The sequence below is a fragment of the Pseudoduganella sp. jia 9 genome (assembly GCF_055502615.1).
The window spans coordinates 71,824-88,341 of sequence record NZ_JBUPWE010000004.1 but is presented as its reverse complement, the minus strand read 5'-3'; the positions used below and the strand labels follow the sequence as shown (position 1 = coordinate 88,341).

The following is a 16,518-nucleotide window of genomic DNA, read 5'->3' as shown; positions in this document are numbered from 1 at the left end:
CCGGTGCATGCATGCGATGTAATGGTGCGAGTATCCAAGGCCGGAGGGGGCTAGGAAAAGTGGCGTTCGACCCGTGAATTTGTAAGATTCGGATGACGTCGAAGTTACATAGATATCTAATTGGTAATTGACATCAACGCGCTGTGGCCGGCGCGCCGCCCCGTTACAATGATGGCCTCGGCCTTAGTGCAGGAATGCATTGAATTCAAAGTGCCATTGGTACTAAAATAGTTGCAGGTTGTTCATATTAATTACAATTAGATAACGTCTGATCTGGGGTCCTAGCATGTCCATCATTGCCGCTCAAAATTTTCGTCAGCACATCAACCGCATGAGCACCCTGCAAGCCGAGGTGGCGCCGTATTTCAGCAACGGCGCCATCGACTATGCCGGCCTGGCGCAGCTGGGCAGCCGCAGCGGCTTCGATTTCACCGCCGAGGAAGCGCGGCAGGTGCTGTCCACCAGCGACGACGAACTGTCCGACTTCGAAATGGAAATGGTGTCCGGCGGCGTGCCTGTCATGCCCAGCATGAAGCACAGCAACGGATCGCACTTCGGCCGCTGACCGCGTTTCCGGCTGGTTGCCGGTCATGTCCGAAAAACGCATCTTCCGCCAGGCGGCGCTCGATCGCCTGGCTTCCCCCGAACAGCTCGATCACCTGGTGCCCGTCACGGATGCGCCGGGCTGGATCGCGCTGTCTGTCTGCGCCTTGCTGGCGCTGGCGGCGCTGGCCTGGAGCCTCGCCGGTTCGCTGCCCGTCACGCTGCCCGCGCACGGCAGCCTGGCGGCCGGCGGCCACGCGCTGCTGCGGGTACCGGCCACCGCGGCCGGCGCCATTCGCCCCGGCATGGACGTGGTGCTGTTGCCTGCCCATGCAGCCTGCGGCAGCTCCGCCGCATTGCACGGCAAGGTCGAACGCGTCGCCGGGACGCAAGGCATGCACGACGTTCACGAAGTCCAGGTTGCGCTGGCGGCAACCCCGGATGCCGCCGGCACCCCTGTCAATGGCGACATCGTGCTGTCGCGCCGGCGCCCGCTCGCGCTGCTGATCCCCGCGCTGCAATGAGTGTGGCGTGACCCGATCGCATCCTGGGCATCCGGGGCGCGTGCGCACTCCCACGATCCTGCAGATGGAGGCGGTCGAGTGCGGCGCCGCCGCGCTGGCGATGGTGCTGGCCCATCACGGCCGCTGGGTCCCGCTCGAAGCGCTGCGCCAGGAGTGCGGCGTGTCGCGCAACGGCAGCAAGGCCAGCAACCTGCTGAAATGCGCGCGCAGCCACGGCCTGGTCGCGAAAGGGTTCAGCAAGGAGGCTGGTGCGCTGGCGGCGCTGCCGGTGCCATCGATCCTGCACTGGAACTTCAATCATTTCCTCGTGTTCGAAGGTGTGCGCGACGGCGTCGCGTGGCTGAACGATCCCGCCGCCGGGCCGCGCAGCGTCACCCTGGAGGAACTGGCCGAGAGCTTCACCGGGGTCGTGCTGGTATTCGAGAAGGGGCCGGATTTCACGCCGGCCGGCCGTGCGCCTTCGCTGCTGCGCGAGCTGGCCGGCTGGCTGCGCCATTCGCGCGGCGCGGTGACCTTCGTGGCGCTGGCCTCGGCCTTGCTGGCCGTGCCCGGCGTGCTGCTGCCGCTGTGCGCCAAGGCGTTCGTCGACCAGGTGCTGCTGCGCCAGCAGCAGGGCTGGGTAATGCCGCTGCTGCTGGCGATGGCCGGCATCGTGCTGGGGCGCGCTGCGCTCACATGGCTGCAGCAGCGCTACCTGCTGCGCCTCGAACTCAAGCTGGCGCTGACGATGTCCAGCCGCTTGCTGGCCCACGTGCTGCGCCTGCCGCTGGCTTTCTTCAGCCAGCGCCATGCCGGCGAAGTGGCGAACCGCATCGGTGCCGCCGAACGCATCGCGAGGCTGCTTTCCGGCGAGCTGGCGACCAATGCCTTCAACCTGGTGGCGGTGCTGTTCTACGGCGCCGCCATGCTGGTTTGCGACGTGCCGCTGGGCGTGGCGGCGATCGCGCTGACGGCGCTGAACCTGGGCTGCCTGCACGCGCTGGCACGCCGCCGCCAGGACCTGTCGAACCGGCTGATCGGCGAACAGGGCAAGCTGTCCGCCGCCACCGTGGGGGCGATCGGCGGCATCGAGACGTTGAAAGCGGGTGGCGGCGAGGATGCCGCGTTTGCCCGTTGGGCCGGCTACCAGGCCACCACGCTGCTGGGGCAGCAGGGCATGGCCCGGCAAACCGTGCTGCTGTCGGTCCTGCCCGGCCTGCTGGGCGGCATCGCGGCCGTGGCCGTGCTGGCGCTGGGCGGCATGCGCGTGATGGCGGGCGCGCTGACGATCGGCGACCTCGTCGCGTTCCAGCTGCTGCTGGCGGCCTTCGCCAGACCGGTCACGCAACTGGTGGCACTGGCAGGCGACGTGCAGGCCGCCAGGGGCTTGCTGACGCGCCTCGCCGATGTGTTCCGCTATCCGGTGCCGCCGCGCGCGGGAGCGGAGAACGCCGAGGCGGATGACGAAGCCGATGCGGCCGACGCCGCACAGGCGGCTGCGCTGCAGGGCCGCCTGGAACTGCGCGGCGTGAGCTTCCATTACAGTCCGCTCGATCCGCCCGTGGTGCGCAACCTGTCGCTGACGGTGGAGCCGGGGATGCGCGTAGCGCTGGTGGGCGGCTCCGGCAGCGGCAAGAGCACGGTGGGACGGCTGTGCTGCGGCCTGCTGCCGCCATCGGCCGGCACGGTGCTGCTCGATGGCCTGCCGCTGGCGGCGTTGCCGGCCCGCGTGGCGGCGGCCGCCATGGCCCACGTCGACCAGGACGTGTTCCTGTTCGAAGGCACGCTGCGCGACAACCTGACGCTGTGGGACGACGCCATGCCCGAAGCCGCGCTGCACCGGGCGCTGGCCGATGCCGCCATCGCGCCGGAGGTGGCGCGCCGGCCAGGTGGACTCGACAGCCGGGTGGCCGAGGGGGGCGCCAACTGGAGCGGCGGCGAACGCCAGCGCCTCGAGATCGCGCGGGCGCTGGCGCGCGACCCGGCGCTGCTGGTCCTCGATGAAGCCACGGCGGCGCTGGACAGCGTGACCGAGCAGGCGATCGACGATGCGTTGCGGCGCCGCGGCGCCGCCTGCGTGATCATCGCGCACCGCCTGTCCACGCTGCGCGACTGCGACGAGATCGTGGTGCTGCGCCACGGCGAGGCGGTCGAGCGGGGTACGCATGCGCAATTGATGGCGCTGGACGGCGAGTACGCGGCGCTGGTGGGAACGATGCGATGACCGCGACCATCCTGGCGCTGGACGCCCGCCATCCGCTCGACATCGCCGGCCGCACCGCACCCCTGCTGGTGCGGTCAGGTGCCGTCAACGTGTTTGCCGTGCCGGCGGGCGGCCGGCGCCGCTTCCTGTTCCGCGTGCCGGCCGGCGCGCTGCTGTGCGGCTTGCCGGCACCGGGCGCATGCCGGCTGCTCGCCGTCGCGACGCTCGACACGGTGGCGGTGGAACTGGCATGGGAGGAAGTGACGCCGCCGCTGCTGGCCGGCTGGTGTGCCGCGCTGGGCGAGCCATGCACCGATGCCGTCGAAGGACTGCCGGCACTGCACGTCCGCGCGGTACGGCGTTTTACGCGCTGCCTGGAAGACGATGCGGCGGGACGCGCGGAATCCTTGCGGCACGGCTGGCAAGGCGCGCGTGGCCGCTATCGGGCCGCGCTGGCCGGATTCGCGCGGCTGGTACTGCGCCCGGTGGCCCCATCTCCGTCGCGCGCGGAGGACATCGCGGCCGGGCATTCCGGTCCCCGCGCCGCGCCGCCGCATGACGGCAGCGCGGCGAACGCCAGGAATACCGCTAACACCGCGTTCGCCGGCGCTTCGGCCGCGGCCTGCGCCGTGCGGCGCGTCGCCGCGGCGCTGGGCATCGATGCCGGCGCGGCGGCCGCCGCATTCCCGGAGGATGGCGCAGCGGCCGATGGCGCGGCGGGCGAGGCCGCGGCGGCCGAGCTGCTGGCCCGCGCCGGTGTCCGCCACCGCACGGTGCTGCTGCGCGGCCGGTGGTGGCGCGCCGACAATGGCCCGCTGATCGGCTTCGACGCGGCGCGGCAGCCGTGCGCGCTGCTGCCGTCGCGGCGCGGCTACCGGCTGATCGATGCCGGCGGCGCCGAACATGCGGTCGGTGAACATACGGTACTGGCGGCGGAAGCGCTGATGCCATACCGCCCGCTGCCGCCGGGAACCACCGGCTGGCGCGGCCTGCTGCGGTTTGCCGGCCGGGGCGCGGCGCCCGATGTGGCACGCCTGCTCGCCATGGGCATGGCCGCGGCGGTGCTGGCGCTGCTGGTGCCGGCGGCCACGGCCTTGCTGGTGGAATCGGTGCTGCCGCGCGGCGCCTGGTCCGAGCACTGGCAGCTGGCCGGGCTGCTGCTGGCGGCGGCCTTCGGTGCCGCCGGTTTCGAATTGTGCAAGGCGCTGCTGGTGCTGCGCTGCGAGGCGCGCGTCGACCTGGCGCTGCAGGCCGCGCTGTTCGACCGGCTGCTGCGGCTGCCGGTGGCATTCTTCCGCCGCTATACCACCGGCGACCTGGCCGACCGCGCACTCGGGGTGCAGGAGATGCGCGCCACGCTGTCCGTGACCGCCAGCGGCGCGCTGCTCGGCGCCGTGTTCTCGCTGGCCAGCCTGGCCGCGATGCTGTACTGGAGCGTGCCGCTGGCCCTGGCCGGTATCGCGCTGGTGGCTGCCGTGCTGGCGCTCACGCTTGCCTGCGCGCGGCACCAGTTGCGGCACACGGCGGAACAGGTGCGCCAGCGCGGCATCGTCGAAGGGCTGGTGCTGCAGTTCGTGGCCGGCATCGGCAAGCTGCGCGCCGCCGCCGCCGAGCCGCGCGCGCTGGCCGCGTGGGCCCGGCAGTACGAGGCGCAGACGCGCCGCGCCGCCGCGGCGCGGGCCGCCGCGATGGTGCAGGAAATGGTGCAGTCCTGCGTGCCGGCGCTGGCCGGGCTGGTCGTGTTTGCCGCCATGGCGTACTGGCCGGGCGGCCAGGGCACCGCCGAACTGCTGGCCTTCAACGCCGCCTTCGGCCTGTTCCTCGGCGCGATGACGGGCATGACGCTGGCCGCCACGCAGGCGCTGGCGGTGGTGCCGCTGTACCGCCGGCTGCGGCCATTGCTGGACGCGGTGCCGGAAGAGGGCGGCCGTGCGCCCGCGGCCCTGCGCGGCGCGATCGAACTGCGCGATGTGTCGTTTCGCTATGAAGAGCACGGGAGGCCGGTGGTGGACGGGGTCTCGCTGTCGATCGCGCCGGGCGAGTTCGTGGCGATCGTCGGCCCGTCCGGCAGCGGCAAGTCGACGCTGCTGCGGCTGATGATGGGTTTCGATGTACCCACCTCCGGCACCATTGCATTCGACGGCCAGCCGCTGGCCGGGCTGGACGTGGCGGCATTGCGGCGCCGCATCGGCGTCGTGCTGCAGAATGGCCGCGTGGCGGCCGGCACGGTGTTCGACAATATCGCCGGCGGCCGCAATACCGGCCACTGCACCGGTCACTGCATCAGCCACGACGAGGCGATGGCGGCGGCGCGGCAGGTCGGGCTGGCGGAGGAAATCGCGGCGATGCCGATGGGCCTGCACACGGTGCTGCACGATGGCGGCGGTACACTGTCCGGCGGCCAGCGGCAGCGGCTGCTGATGGCGCGCGCGCTGGCGCGCCGGCCGGACCTGCTGCTGCTGGACGAAGCCACCAGCGCGCTCGACAACCAGGCCCAGGCCGTGCTGATGGACAGCCTGGCACGGCTGGCGCTGACCCGGGTGGTCGTGGCGCACCGCCTGTCCACCGTGATGGGGGCCGATCGGATCCTCGTCGTCGAGGCCGGGCGCATCGTGCAGTGCGGCAGCTACCAGGAATTGCTCGACCAGCCCGGCCCGTTCGCCGACCTGGCCCGGCGCCAACTACTCTGATCGAAGGAACGCGATGCGCAAGGCCCTGTATATCTTTGGATTGCTGAACGACGCCGACATGGAGCTGCTGGCCGCGCTGGGCCGCGTGCGCACCGTGCCGGCCGGCACCGTGCTGATCGCGCAGGGGCAGCAGCTCGACCGCCTGTACGTGCTGCTGGACGGGCACATGGAAGTGGCGGTGGCCGGTATCGGCAGCGTGGCCACGCTGGGCAGCGGCGAGATACTGGGCGAGATGTCGTTCGTCGACAGTTCGCCTACTTCCGCCACCGTGCAGGCGCTGGACGACGTGCGCCTGCTCGACCTGCCGCGTCCGGCCCTCGAGGCACGTTTCTCCGCCAATCCCGCCTTCGGCATGCGCTTTTTCCGCGCGGTGGCGGTGTTCCTCGCCGAGCGGATGCGCAATACCACCGCGCGGCTGGGGTATGGCAGGAACGAGCCGGCGCCTGCCGGCATGCTGGAGGACGAGCTCGACGAGGGGCTGCTCGACAACGTGGGCATCGCCGGTGAACGCTTCGCGCGCCTGGTGCGCCTGCTGGCGGAGCGCTAGTGGCCGGCATTGTCGAACAGCTGCGCCGGCACGCGGCCCGGCAACCCGACCGGGTGGCGCTGACGTTCCTGGATGGCGATGGCACGCGCACGCTGACGTTCGGCGCACTGCTGCGCGACGCGGAACGCATTGCCGGGCGCCTGCGCGCCGACCTGCCGTTCGCGCGTCGTACGCTGCTGCTGCACCGGCCCGGCCCGGAATTTCTCGCCGCGCTGTGCGGCTGCTGGATCGCCGGCGTGACACCGGTGCCGACCTATCCGCCCGGCTACCGGCTCGGTTCGCGCGCGGCGGGCCGCTTCGCGCGCCTCGTGACCGATGCCGCCCCGCAGGCGATCCTGGTCGACAGCGCCGGACTGGCGCGCGCCTGGCAAGCCGCCGGCGGGCTGCCGGGCATCCGCTGGCTGGCCACCGATGCCGATGACCCGGTCCTTGGCAGCGGGCCGGAGCCGGCAGCGGATGGCGCGGATGGCGAGGCGGCGCTGATCCAGTACACCTCGGGCTCCACCGGCACGCCGCGCGGCGTCTGCCTGTCGCACGCCAACCTGGCGGCGAACCTGGCGTCGATCGCGGGGCGTTTTCGCATCGCTCCGGACCAGGTCATCGTCAGCTGGCTGCCGCCGTACCATGACATGGGCCTGGTCGGCGGCCTGCTGCCGATGCTCGCCTTCGGCAACCCGCTGGTACAGATGGCGCCGGCGTCGTTCGTGGCGCAGCCGCTGCGCTGGCTGCGCGCCATCGCCGATCACGGCGCCGCGCCTGGCGGCGTAATATCGGGCGGGCCGAACTTCGCGTTCGAACTGTGCGTGCGCAAGCTGGCCGCCGCCGATGTCGCCGGCCTGGACCTGTCGCGCTGGCGCGTGGCGTTCTGCGGTGCCGAGACGGTGCGGCCGGGAACGCTGCGGCGCTTCGCGGCGCTGCTGGCACCTGCCGGCTTCGACCCGGAAGCGCTGTTGCCGTGCTATGGCCTGGCCGAGGCGACCCTGCTGGCCAGTGGCCGCTTCGGCCTGCGCACCCACGTGCGCGAGGGCATCGAGCGCACGCTGTGCGGGCCGCCCGCCGATGGCGTGGCGCTGGCGATCGTCGATGGCGCTGGCCGGCGGCTGGCCGATGGGGCGCCTGGCGAGATCTGGATCGCCGGCGACAGCGTGGCGTCAGGCTGCCGGGGCAGCGGCGCCGCCGATGTCGACGATGCCGCCGATGCCGCCGATGCCGCCGATGCCGCCGATGCGGCCGATGCGGCCGGTGCGGCCGGTGCGGCCGGTGCCGCGCAATTCGGCCGGCGCCTGGCGGGCGATCCGCGTCAGTGGCTGCGCAGCGGCGATCTCGGCTACCTGCACGGCGGCGAGCTGGTGGTGACCGGCCGGCTGAAGGACCTGATCATCCTGCGCGGCCGCAACGTGTATCCGGCCGATGCGGAAGACGCCGCCGCGCGCAGCCACCCGGCGCTGGATCCCGCCGGCATCGCCGCTTTCGGCATCGAGGACGCGGATGGCGAGCAGCTGGTGCTGGCCTGCGAGTTGCGCCGTGCCAGCCGGAAGGCCGATCCGGTGCAGGTCGAACGCGCCGTGCAGGCCGCGCTGGCGGATGTGCTGGAGCTGCGCGCCGCGCACGTGGTGCTGCTGCGGCCGGGGGCGCTGCCGCGCACCACCAGCGGCAAGATCAGCCGGTCGGCGGCGCGCGCGGCCTGGCGGGCCGGCGCGCTGGCCGTCATCGCCCGCGCGGCGGCGCCGCTCGTGGAAGGCCAGCGCGAAGCACCGTTGCTGGCCATCGCCGCGCGCCTGGCCGGGGTGCCGGCCAGCCAGGTCGACGGCGGCTGGACGCTGGGAGAACTGGGCATCGATTCGTTGAAATCGGTGGAACTGCTGCTGGCGCTCGAGCATGAACTGGGTGCCGCGGTGCCGGCCGCCTGCCTGGCGCCGGACCTGACATTGCGGCAGTTGCAGGCGCTGCTCGTGGCCATGCCGCCGGGTGTCGTCCGCGACCTGCCGCCACGGCTGCCACCGAGTCCCCTGCAGCTGGACTTCCTCGATGCCGGCGTGCCGGACCCCGATGCGTTCATCGAGATCGTCCACCTGCGCGTGCCGCCGGCGCTCGATCGCGCCGCGCTGGACGGTGCTCTGGCATGGCTGGCACGGCGGCATCCGGCGCTGCGGCTGCGCTTCGTGCGCACGCCCGGCGGCTGGCAAGCGCTGACGGACGGCGCACCGTTCGCGCTGGAGCGCCTTGGCGCCGAACAGGCGGGAGAGGGCCCCGCTGCCTGGCGCCAGGCATTGATGGCGCGTATCCGGACAGCCATCGGCATCGGGCACGGCGCATTGGCGCATGCCGTGTGGCTGGACCGCGGGCCGCTGCAGAACGGCATGCTGGTGCTGGCGCTGCACCATCTCGTGGTGGATGCGGCATCGGTCGCCATCCTCGTCGCCGGCCTGCAGCAGGCTTATGCACGGCTGCTGGACGGAACAGCGCTGCCGGAGGGCGATGACGGGTATGCGGGGTGGCTGCTGGCGCTGGCCGCGCCCGGCGGTACTCCGTCAGCGGCGGAGCTCGAGCACTGGCGCGCGGTCTGCGGACCCACCGCATCCCGGCAGGCGGACCCGGAGGCATGCGTCGAGGCAGCCGCGCAGTTCCGCCTGGATCCCGAATCCAACCGGCTGTTCCTGGCGCGCCATGGCGACAGCGCGGCGCGGCGCGATGCCTTGCTGGCCGCGCTCGCGCATGCGTGGATGGCGCAACAGGGAACCGATCATGCGCTGGTGCGGCTGGAACAGCATGGCCGTGGCAGCCGCCTGGCGCTGCCGGCGGCCGGCGCCGTCGGCTGGATGGTCAATTATTACCCGGTGCGCATCGGCGCTGCCGGCGGCGCGCCGGCGGCACTGGTGGACGCGGCACGCAGCGCGCACGCCGCGCTGCCCGATGGCGGCGCCGGCTACGCGCGGGCGCGGCGCATGCTGTCGCTGCGCGAACCCGAACTGGCGCTGAGCTACCGGGGCGCGGTCGACGAAGCCTATCGGCGCGGCGGCCCGTTCCCGGTGCTCGGCGTCGAACACCCCGGCGTGCCGACATGGGTCGCGGCCTGCGCGCGCAACGGCACCCTGCCGGTACTGGAGGTCCAGGCCAGCCTGGCCGGCGGCACGCTCGTGTGCAGCCTGGCGCACCAGCCACGGCGCCTGCCTGTCGAAGCGGTGCGCGCCATCGCGGCCCGGATGGAAGCGTTCCTGGTGTCGCTGGCCGGTTAGACCAGTGCGGTGGCGGCCAGCAGCAGGATCGTTGCGCCGGCCACCACGCCGCGCCGCAGCGGATGCGCCAGCAGCAGCGGCGCGGTGACCGGTCCTGCTCCCTGGTAGCGTTCCAGCGCGAGCGCCCGGAACAGGCCGCGCCGCAGGGGGGGCTGCAGCGGGGGCGCCGGTGCAGCGTCCCGTTCGGGGGCCGGCTCCACATCGTCGCGCTGCTCCTGCCCGGCGTGTGCCAGCAGCGCCGCGCGCACCGCCGGGTCTTGCGGCGCGCCGCTGCAGACGATGCGGCCGGCGGCCATCACCGCCACCCGGTCGGCGCAGGCCAGCGCGCTGGCGCGGTGCGAGACGAGCAGGCAGGTGATGCCCAGTGCGCGCACGTTGGCGAGTACGCGTTCCTGCAGCGCGTCGGGCAGCGCGCTGGTCGCCTCGTCCAGTACCAGCACCCGCGGCCGGCGCAGCAGGCAGCGCGCGATCAGCAGGCGCTGGATCTGGCCGGTCGACAGGTTGACGCCGTCGACGATCGTCTGCAATCCCATCGGCATGCAGGCAACGTCGTGCGCCAGCTCGGCGGCGCGCAGCGCGGCCTGCACCTCGGCCAGCGGCCAGTCGCCGCTGCCGGCCAGCTGCCAGCGTAGCGGGCCGGCGATTTCCAGCGTATCGTCCTGGGCCACGATGCCCAGCGTGCCGCGCAGCCGCGCCAGCGCGGCGCCTTCCGCCGGCCGGCCGTCGCACTCGACGGTGCCACCGTCCAGGCGCAGGAAGCCGGGCAGGGCGCGCAGCAGCGTCGACTTGCCGCTGCCGGACGGACCGGCCAGTGCCGTGATGCGGCCGGCCGGCAGGTCGAGCGTGACGCCATCCAGCGCGGGCCGGCCGCCGCCGGGATAGGCGTAGCGGGCATCGCGGATGGCCAGGGCAGGCGCGGCGCCGAACGGCTCGTGCGTTGCCGGCGGTTCCACCGGGGCGCGGCGCAGCACGGCCAGCGCACGGCGTGCCGGCAGCGTTTCCAGCCAGCGGCCGGCAAACTCGCCCAGGCCGGCCGCCTCGTACAGCGCGCGTTCGAACAGCAATACCAGCGCCAGCGCCGGCGCGGCGGCGGGTGGCAAGGCAGGCAGCACGGCCGCGACGACTCCGAGCGCGGCCAGCGGCCAGGCATCGCGCCACGCCCGTGCGGCGCTGCCGGCGCGGCGCAGTGCGAGAGGCGCGCGCCAGGGCAAGGCGAGCCAGTGCGCCAGCGCGGCTTCGGCACGGCCGGCGGCACGCAGCGTGGCCGCGTGGGCCAGCACCGTGAACAGGAAGCGATGGCGGCGCCGGTCGGCGCGGGCATGGCGCAGCCGCAGCCGCGCCTGCGCGCCGGTGGCCTGCCATGCCAGCGGCAGCGCTGCCGCCAGCGGCGCCCCCAGCCACAGCCACCACAGTGGCGGTGCCAGCAGGCAGAGCGCCGCAAGGCAGGCCGCCAGCGTGGCCGCGCGCTGCGGGACGGCGCTGCCGTTGGCGCCCTGCAGCATCAGGATCAGCCGTGAGCCCGCTTCCGCGCCTTCGTCGAGCAGGGCCGCCCCGTGGCGCTGCACGGCCGCCGGCGCGAGCGCGTACAGGCGGGCGGCGAGGTGCGCGGCCGCGGCGGCCGCGGCGCGTTCGGTGGCGCGGCCGATGTCCGTGTCCGCCTGCCAGGACCACAGCAGTGCCGCGGCAAGCAGCGACACGGCCGCCGGCAGCGAGAATGGTGCCGCCGCCAGCGTGGCGGCCAGCAGCGCGCCGTGGATGACGGAAGCGGCCACTGCGCGCCCCCACGCCGGCGGCGCGGGCAGCGGCGCCCAGGCGGCGGCGTCGAACGTTTCGGCAGGCGGGCTGGCCAGCGGCGCGGTACCGTTGCCGTCGGCCAGCGAGAACCGGCCCGGCTGGCCGGCATGGGGCAGCAGCACGGCGGGTGCGCCGTCGCCGCGCCGGAACACCAGCAGCGGCCCCGGGTCCATGCGCCACCAGCAGGCCGCGGTCATCCGTACCGGGCGCAACGCGATGCCGTGCACGCGGGCGGCGGATTGCACCGCCTGGCCGCGGGTTCCGGCTGGCGCGGTGGCCGGGGCTTCGGCCGCAGATCCGTCGCGCCAGGGCTGCCCGGCATGAAGGCTCAGCACCCGCAGGCAATCACGCAGCGCGGCGGCGCCTGGCACCGGCAGCGGCGCTTCCGGCTGTTGCGCCGCCAGTTCATGGATACCGCCAATGCCGCGTGCTGGAATCGCCGGGCCGCCGAACCGCCCGTGTTCGAGGTGCAGCACGCGGTCGCAGGCCTGCAGCGTGCCGATGCGGTGGCTGACGATGAGCACCGTGCAGCCGCGCCGGCGCAGCCCGGCCAGCAGCGCGCGCTCCAGGGCCGGATCGAGGCCATCGGTCACTTCGTCGAGGATCAGGCAGCGCGCCGCGCCGGCCAGCGCCCGGGCAATGGCCAGCCGCTGGCGCTGGCCGCCGCTGAAGCCGGCACCATCGGCTGCCATGCGGGCGTCGAGGCCGCCGCGGGCGGCGATCACGTCGTCGACGCAGGCATCGCGCAAGGCCTGCCACAACACGGCATCAGTCAGGGCATCGGCGCCGGCCGGCTGCCACAGGCGCAGGTTGTCGCGCACGCTGCCGGCATGGAAGAATGGCTGCTTGTCGAGCCACGCGATGGTGCCGGGCGCCAGCCGCGCCGCGTCCTGTCCGCCCAGCGTGACGGTGCCGGACCACGGCGTCGCAAGCCCGCACAGCAGCTTAGCCAGCGTCGACTTGCCGCTGCCGGCCGCGCCGGAGATGCCGAGCAGTTCGCCCGGCGCAGCGGCGAGCGAAACGCCGTGCAGCACCGGCTCGCGGTTGCGCGCATAGCCGAAGACGAGATCGTGGGCGACCAGCGGGCCGCCCGGCGCGGGCATCTGGCGCGCAGGTCCGGGCGCTGCATCGCCTTCGGCTTCCCGATCGGCTTCCTGATCGGCTTCCTGATCGGCTTCCCGCCCGGCCCCCCGGCCGGGTTCCCGCTGTTCCTCCTGCACATCGTCCAGCAATTGCAGCTGGCCGCGCAGCATGTACAGCAGCGCCGGCAAACGCACCAGTGCCGGCAGGAGCCGCGCGGGCGCCAGCGCCAGCAGCAGGAATGCCACCGCGTGCGCGGCATCCATGCCGGCCAGCACCGGCAGCAGCGCAATCAGCAGTGCCGCGGCCTGTGCCGGCAGATGCAGCCGCCGCAAGGCCGGCGCCGCTTCCTGCGCCCGGCTTGCCGCGGCGGCATGTGCGCCGGCACTGGCGGGCAACCGTTCGGCGGCCAGGTCCAGCGTGGCGGCCTGCTCCAGGTCGTGCTTCGCGCCCGGCGGCGCTGCGGCCGGGCCGGCGAGCCAGGGCTGCAGCGTCCAGCGGCCGGCGCGCAGTTGCCGGGCCATGGCGCCCGCGGCAATCGCGAGGATGCCGGCCACGCCCAGCGCGGGCAACGGCGCCAGCAGCGCCAGCGCGGCCAGCAGCAGCACCGCGCCGGCGGCTTCGGCCAGCGGCAGCACGATGTCGCGGCACAGCGTGGCGGCAACGGCGGCCGGCAGGGCGGCCAGCCGGTGCAGCGCGGCCGGCACGCGGTAGTCGAAGAATCCCTGGGGCTGGCGGGCCAGCCGGTCGCACAGGCGCTGGCGCAGCGCGCTCCCGGCATGCCGTTCAGCGCGGTCAAGCATCCGCTCCAGCAGCCAGCGGGCACCGCCGCGCCACGCCAGCGCTGTACTGACCAGCGCGGCCAGCATCGCCGCCGTGCCGGTGCCTGCGCTGCCTGCTGCGGCCGCGAGCAGGATCGGCGCGGCGGGCAGCGCGAGCGATGCGGCGGCGATGCCGGCCATCGTGCCTCGACCGGTATCAGCCAGCAGGGCGCGCAGGCGCGGCATCAATGCGGGCGCGGCGCCGCCGGGACGGAAATCCGGCCCCGGTTCCAATGCGATCGCGATGCCGGTGAAGCGCTCGTCGAATTCCTCGCGCGCCAGCCAGGCCTGGCCGCGCGCCGGATCGTTGAGGCGCACGCGCCGTTCCGTGATCTCCTCGACGACGGCGAAGTGGATGAAGTCGAGGTGCGCGATCAGCGGCAGGCCGAGCGCGGCCAGCGCGTCCGGCTCCTTGCGCAGCACGCGCGCGGCAAGCCCGTAGTGGCGGGCGGCGCGGGCGATGTCGCCGGCATGCAGGCAATGCCGCGAAATGCCGGTGGCCTCGCGCAGCTCGGCCAGCGTGACGTGGCGGCCGAAGTGCGCCAGCATGATCGCCAGCACGGCGATGCAGCATTCCGTTTCCTGTGCCTGCAGTATCAGTGGCGTGCGCATGATGGGAGGCTGCAAGATCGTGTGCCGGAAAAAAGCGGCAATGATGCCACAGCGCCGGCGGGATCAGGCGGCGGCTTCGGCGCGGGATCCGGTATCGCGCGGCGTGCGCTCCAGCAGCGCCAGCATGTCCGCCAGCGGCATCGGCCGCGCGAACAGGTAGCCCTGCATGCCCGGGCCGCCGTGCGCGGCCAGGAATGCCGCCTGGTCCTGCGTCTCGACGCCTTCGGCGACCACGCGCAGGCCTAGGTGGGCCGCCATCGCCAGGATCGACTGCACGATGGCGGTGCCGTTGGCATCGCCCGGGGTATCGTGGATGAAGCTGCGGTCGATCTTCAGTTCATACAGCGGCATGCGCTTCAGGTAGGCCAGGTTCGAATAGCCGGTGCCGAAGTCGTCGATCGAGAAACGGATGCCCAGCCGTGCCAGTTCGTGCATGCGGGCGATCGTGTCGTCCAGGTTTTCGATCAGCAGCCCTTCGGTGACCTCGAAGATCAGTTGCGCCGCCGGTGCGCCGGTCTCGTGCAGGATCGCGCGTACCTGCGTCACGAAATCCGGCTCGCGGAATTGCGACGGGCTCACGTTCACCGACAGCGGCAGCGCATGCCCCGCGGCGGACAGGCGCAGCCATGCCAGGCAGGCCTGCCGCAGTGCCCAGTAGCCGAGCTTGACGATCAGGCCGCTGGCTTCGGCGGCGGGAATGAAGACATCCGGCGGCACCGAGGTGCCATCGGCGCGGCGCCAGCGCATCAGCAGTTCGGCGCCGACCGGCCGCTCGTCGCGGTCGACCTGCAGTTGCACGTGCATCTGCAGCTCGCCCTTGACCAGTGCCTGGCCGAGGTCGCGCTCGATCGCCAGCCGGTGTTCCACTTCGGCGCGCATCGTGTCCTCGAACAGCGCCACGCCGTCGCGGCCGCCGGCCTTGGCGCGGTACATCGCGATGTCCGCCTCGCGCAGCAGGTCATCGACGGTCTGGCCGGCGCGCGGCAGCAGCGTCACGCCGATGCTGGCGGTCGACTGGTACGACTGGCCGCCGATGTCGAACGGCTGTGCCAGCGCCGCGCGGACGCGTGCGGCCACCGCCAGCGCGCCGCCGGCATCGTTGCCGGCCGGGCCGGCCAGCAGCATCACGAACTCGTCGCCCCCCAGCCGCGCCACCGTGTCGTCGGGACCGGCCAGCTGCGACAGCCGCTGCGCGGCGGCGTGCAGCAGCAGGTCGCCGGTGGCATGGCCGCGCGCGTCGTTGATATTCTTGAAGTGATCGAGGTCGATGAACATCACGGCCGCGTGCGGTGCCGCGGATCCGGCGTCCAGCAGCGCCTGCAGGCGGTCCATCAGCAGGCGGCGGTTCGGCAGGCCGGTCAGCACGTCGTAGAACGCCAGCCGGTGGATCGCGTCGGCCGCCTTGCGGCGCTCGGTGACATCGCGCCCGACCAGCACCCAGTGCGTGTTGACGCCATCCGCGCCGGCAAACGGCGTCAGTTCCATCTCGACCCAGTACGGTTCGCCGCTGCGCGTGTAGTTCAGCAATTCCGCCGTGACCGATGAGCCGCTGATCATCGCCTGCACCACCCGCGCCACTTCCGCGGGATCGGTGTCGGGGCCGTGCAGCATGCGCGTGCTACGGCCCAGCATGTCGTCGCGGCTGTAGCCTGTCCTGCGCAGCAGTGCATCGTTGACGAACTCGATCGGCTGCTCGGCACCCGGTAGCGGCACCGCCCGGGCGATGATCACCATTTCGTTCAGGCTGGCCACAGCGGCGGCCGTCAGGCGCAGTTCGGCGTTCACCTGCTGCAGCCTGGTGCGCCCATCCTCCAGTGAACCGGCGAACGTGCGCAGGTCGGCCAGGGAGCGCGACAGGCGTTGCAGCAGCACGCTGCATGTCAGCGTCAGCAGCAGGCCGATGCACAGGTAGTTCAGCAGGATGACCAGCGCGGCAACCGGCAAGTGGCCCGGCAGGTCCGATACATAGAGGCGCGCGTGGCCGGTCAGCGCCAGCGTGCCGATCGTGGCGCCGGACAGTGCCAGCGCTACCAGCGCCGGCCAGGTGCCGAGCAGTACCGCGGCCAGCACGGGCGGCGCCAGCAGGTAGACCTGGCTGATCGGGCCCACGGTCAGCATCATCGCCACGCCGACGATGTACAGGATCGCCAGGAAATTGAGCACCCGCACCCGGTACGGCAGGCTGCGCGCGCGCCACAGCACCAGCAGCCATGCCAGCGCGACGGTATCGACGAGCGAAACGATCCACAGGCCGTGGTAGGCCGTGATCGCAATGCTTGGCACTGCCATGATCACGCCAAGTACCGCGACGATGGAAAGCAGCAGGGTAAAGATCTGGATGCGCCAGTGCGCGATGTCGTTGAATGCCACGATGCTGCCGGGGGTAAGGTTTCCTATGGGAAATAGCATAACTTGGGATGACGGGTAAGTCATCCATTAAGCACGCGCATGCGGCAACTAAGTAGCAACTTGTTGCGACTTGCTCACAG

General features: G+C 72.6%; 8 protein-coding genes. 6 read left to right on the top strand and 2 right to left on the bottom strand.

Annotated features, from left to right (window positions below; translation table 11 throughout):
- Positions 1 to 331 precede the first annotated feature (331 nt).
- The 6 genes from ACY34H_RS05315 to ACY34H_RS05290 are packed head-to-tail and all read left to right on the top strand — an operon-like array spanning position 332 to position 9,722.
- On the top strand, positions 332 to 565 hold the full coding sequence (locus ACY34H_RS05315; RefSeq protein WP_464976449.1) for a hypothetical protein: 234 nt from the start codon (positions 332 to 334) through the stop codon (positions 563 to 565).
- A 25-nt stretch (positions 566 to 590) separates the two neighbouring features.
- On the top strand, positions 591 to 1,067 hold the full coding sequence (locus ACY34H_RS05310; RefSeq protein WP_464976448.1) for a hypothetical protein: 477 nt from the start codon (positions 591 to 593) through the stop codon (positions 1,065 to 1,067).
- A gap of 7 nt (positions 1,068 to 1,074) precedes the next feature.
- On the top strand, positions 1,075 to 3,270 hold the full coding sequence (locus ACY34H_RS05305; protein ID WP_464976447.1) for an NHLP family bacteriocin export ABC transporter peptidase/permease/ATPase subunit: 2,196 nt from the start codon (positions 1,075 to 1,077) through the stop codon (positions 3,268 to 3,270).
- On the top strand, positions 3,267 to 5,939 hold the full coding sequence (locus tag ACY34H_RS05300; protein WP_464976446.1) for an NHLP bacteriocin export ABC transporter permease/ATPase subunit: 2,673 nt from the start codon (positions 3,267 to 3,269) through the stop codon (positions 5,937 to 5,939). The genes ACY34H_RS05305 and ACY34H_RS05300 overlap by 4 nt, the downstream gene beginning before the upstream one ends.
- Positions 5,940 to 5,952: 13 nt before the next feature.
- Entirely contained in the window at positions 5,953 to 6,486 is a 534-nt protein-coding gene (locus tag ACY34H_RS05295; RefSeq protein WP_464976445.1) for a cyclic nucleotide-binding domain-containing protein, read from the top strand.
- Positions 6,486 to 9,722 carry an AMP-binding protein gene (locus tag ACY34H_RS05290; protein WP_464976444.1) on the top strand — a complete coding sequence of 1,079 codons (3,237 nt, stop codon included), beginning with the start codon at positions 6,486 to 6,488 and terminating at the stop codon, positions 9,720 to 9,722. The genes ACY34H_RS05295 and ACY34H_RS05290 overlap by 1 nt, the downstream gene beginning before the upstream one ends.
- Here the strand turns inward: ACY34H_RS05290 and ACY34H_RS05285 are convergent.
- Both ACY34H_RS05285 and ACY34H_RS05280 read right to left on the bottom strand, forming a co-directional pair.
- On the bottom strand, positions 9,719 to 14,029 hold the full coding sequence (locus ACY34H_RS05285) for an ATP-binding cassette domain-containing protein (RefSeq protein ID WP_464976443.1): 4,311 nt from the start codon (positions 14,027 to 14,029) through the stop codon (positions 9,719 to 9,721). The two genes, ACY34H_RS05290 and ACY34H_RS05285, sit on opposite strands and share 4 nt — an antisense overlap.
- 63 nt (positions 14,030 to 14,092) lie before the next feature.
- On the bottom strand, positions 14,093 to 16,399 hold the full coding sequence (locus ACY34H_RS05280) for a putative bifunctional diguanylate cyclase/phosphodiesterase (RefSeq protein ID WP_464976442.1): 2,307 nt from the start codon (positions 16,397 to 16,399) through the stop codon (positions 14,093 to 14,095).
- Positions 16,400 to 16,518: the final 119 nt, after the last annotated feature.

Coding starts and splice junctions, on each gene's coding strand:
- ACY34H_RS05315 (WP_464976449.1), top strand. CDS start 332: ATGAGCACCCTGCAAGCCGAGGTGGCGCCGTATTTCAGCAACGGCGCC.
- ACY34H_RS05310 (WP_464976448.1), top strand. CDS start 591: ATGTCCGAAAAACGCATCTTCCGCCAGGCGGCGCTCGATCGCCTGGCT.
- ACY34H_RS05300 (WP_464976446.1), top strand. CDS start 3,267: ATGACCGCGACCATCCTGGCGCTGGACGCCCGCCATCCGCTCGACATC.
- ACY34H_RS05295 (WP_464976445.1), top strand. CDS start 5,953: ATGCGCAAGGCCCTGTATATCTTTGGATTGCTGAACGACGCCGACATG.
- ACY34H_RS05285 (WP_464976443.1), bottom strand. CDS start 14,029: ATGCGCACGCCACTGATACTGCAGGCACAGGAAACGGAATGCTGCATC.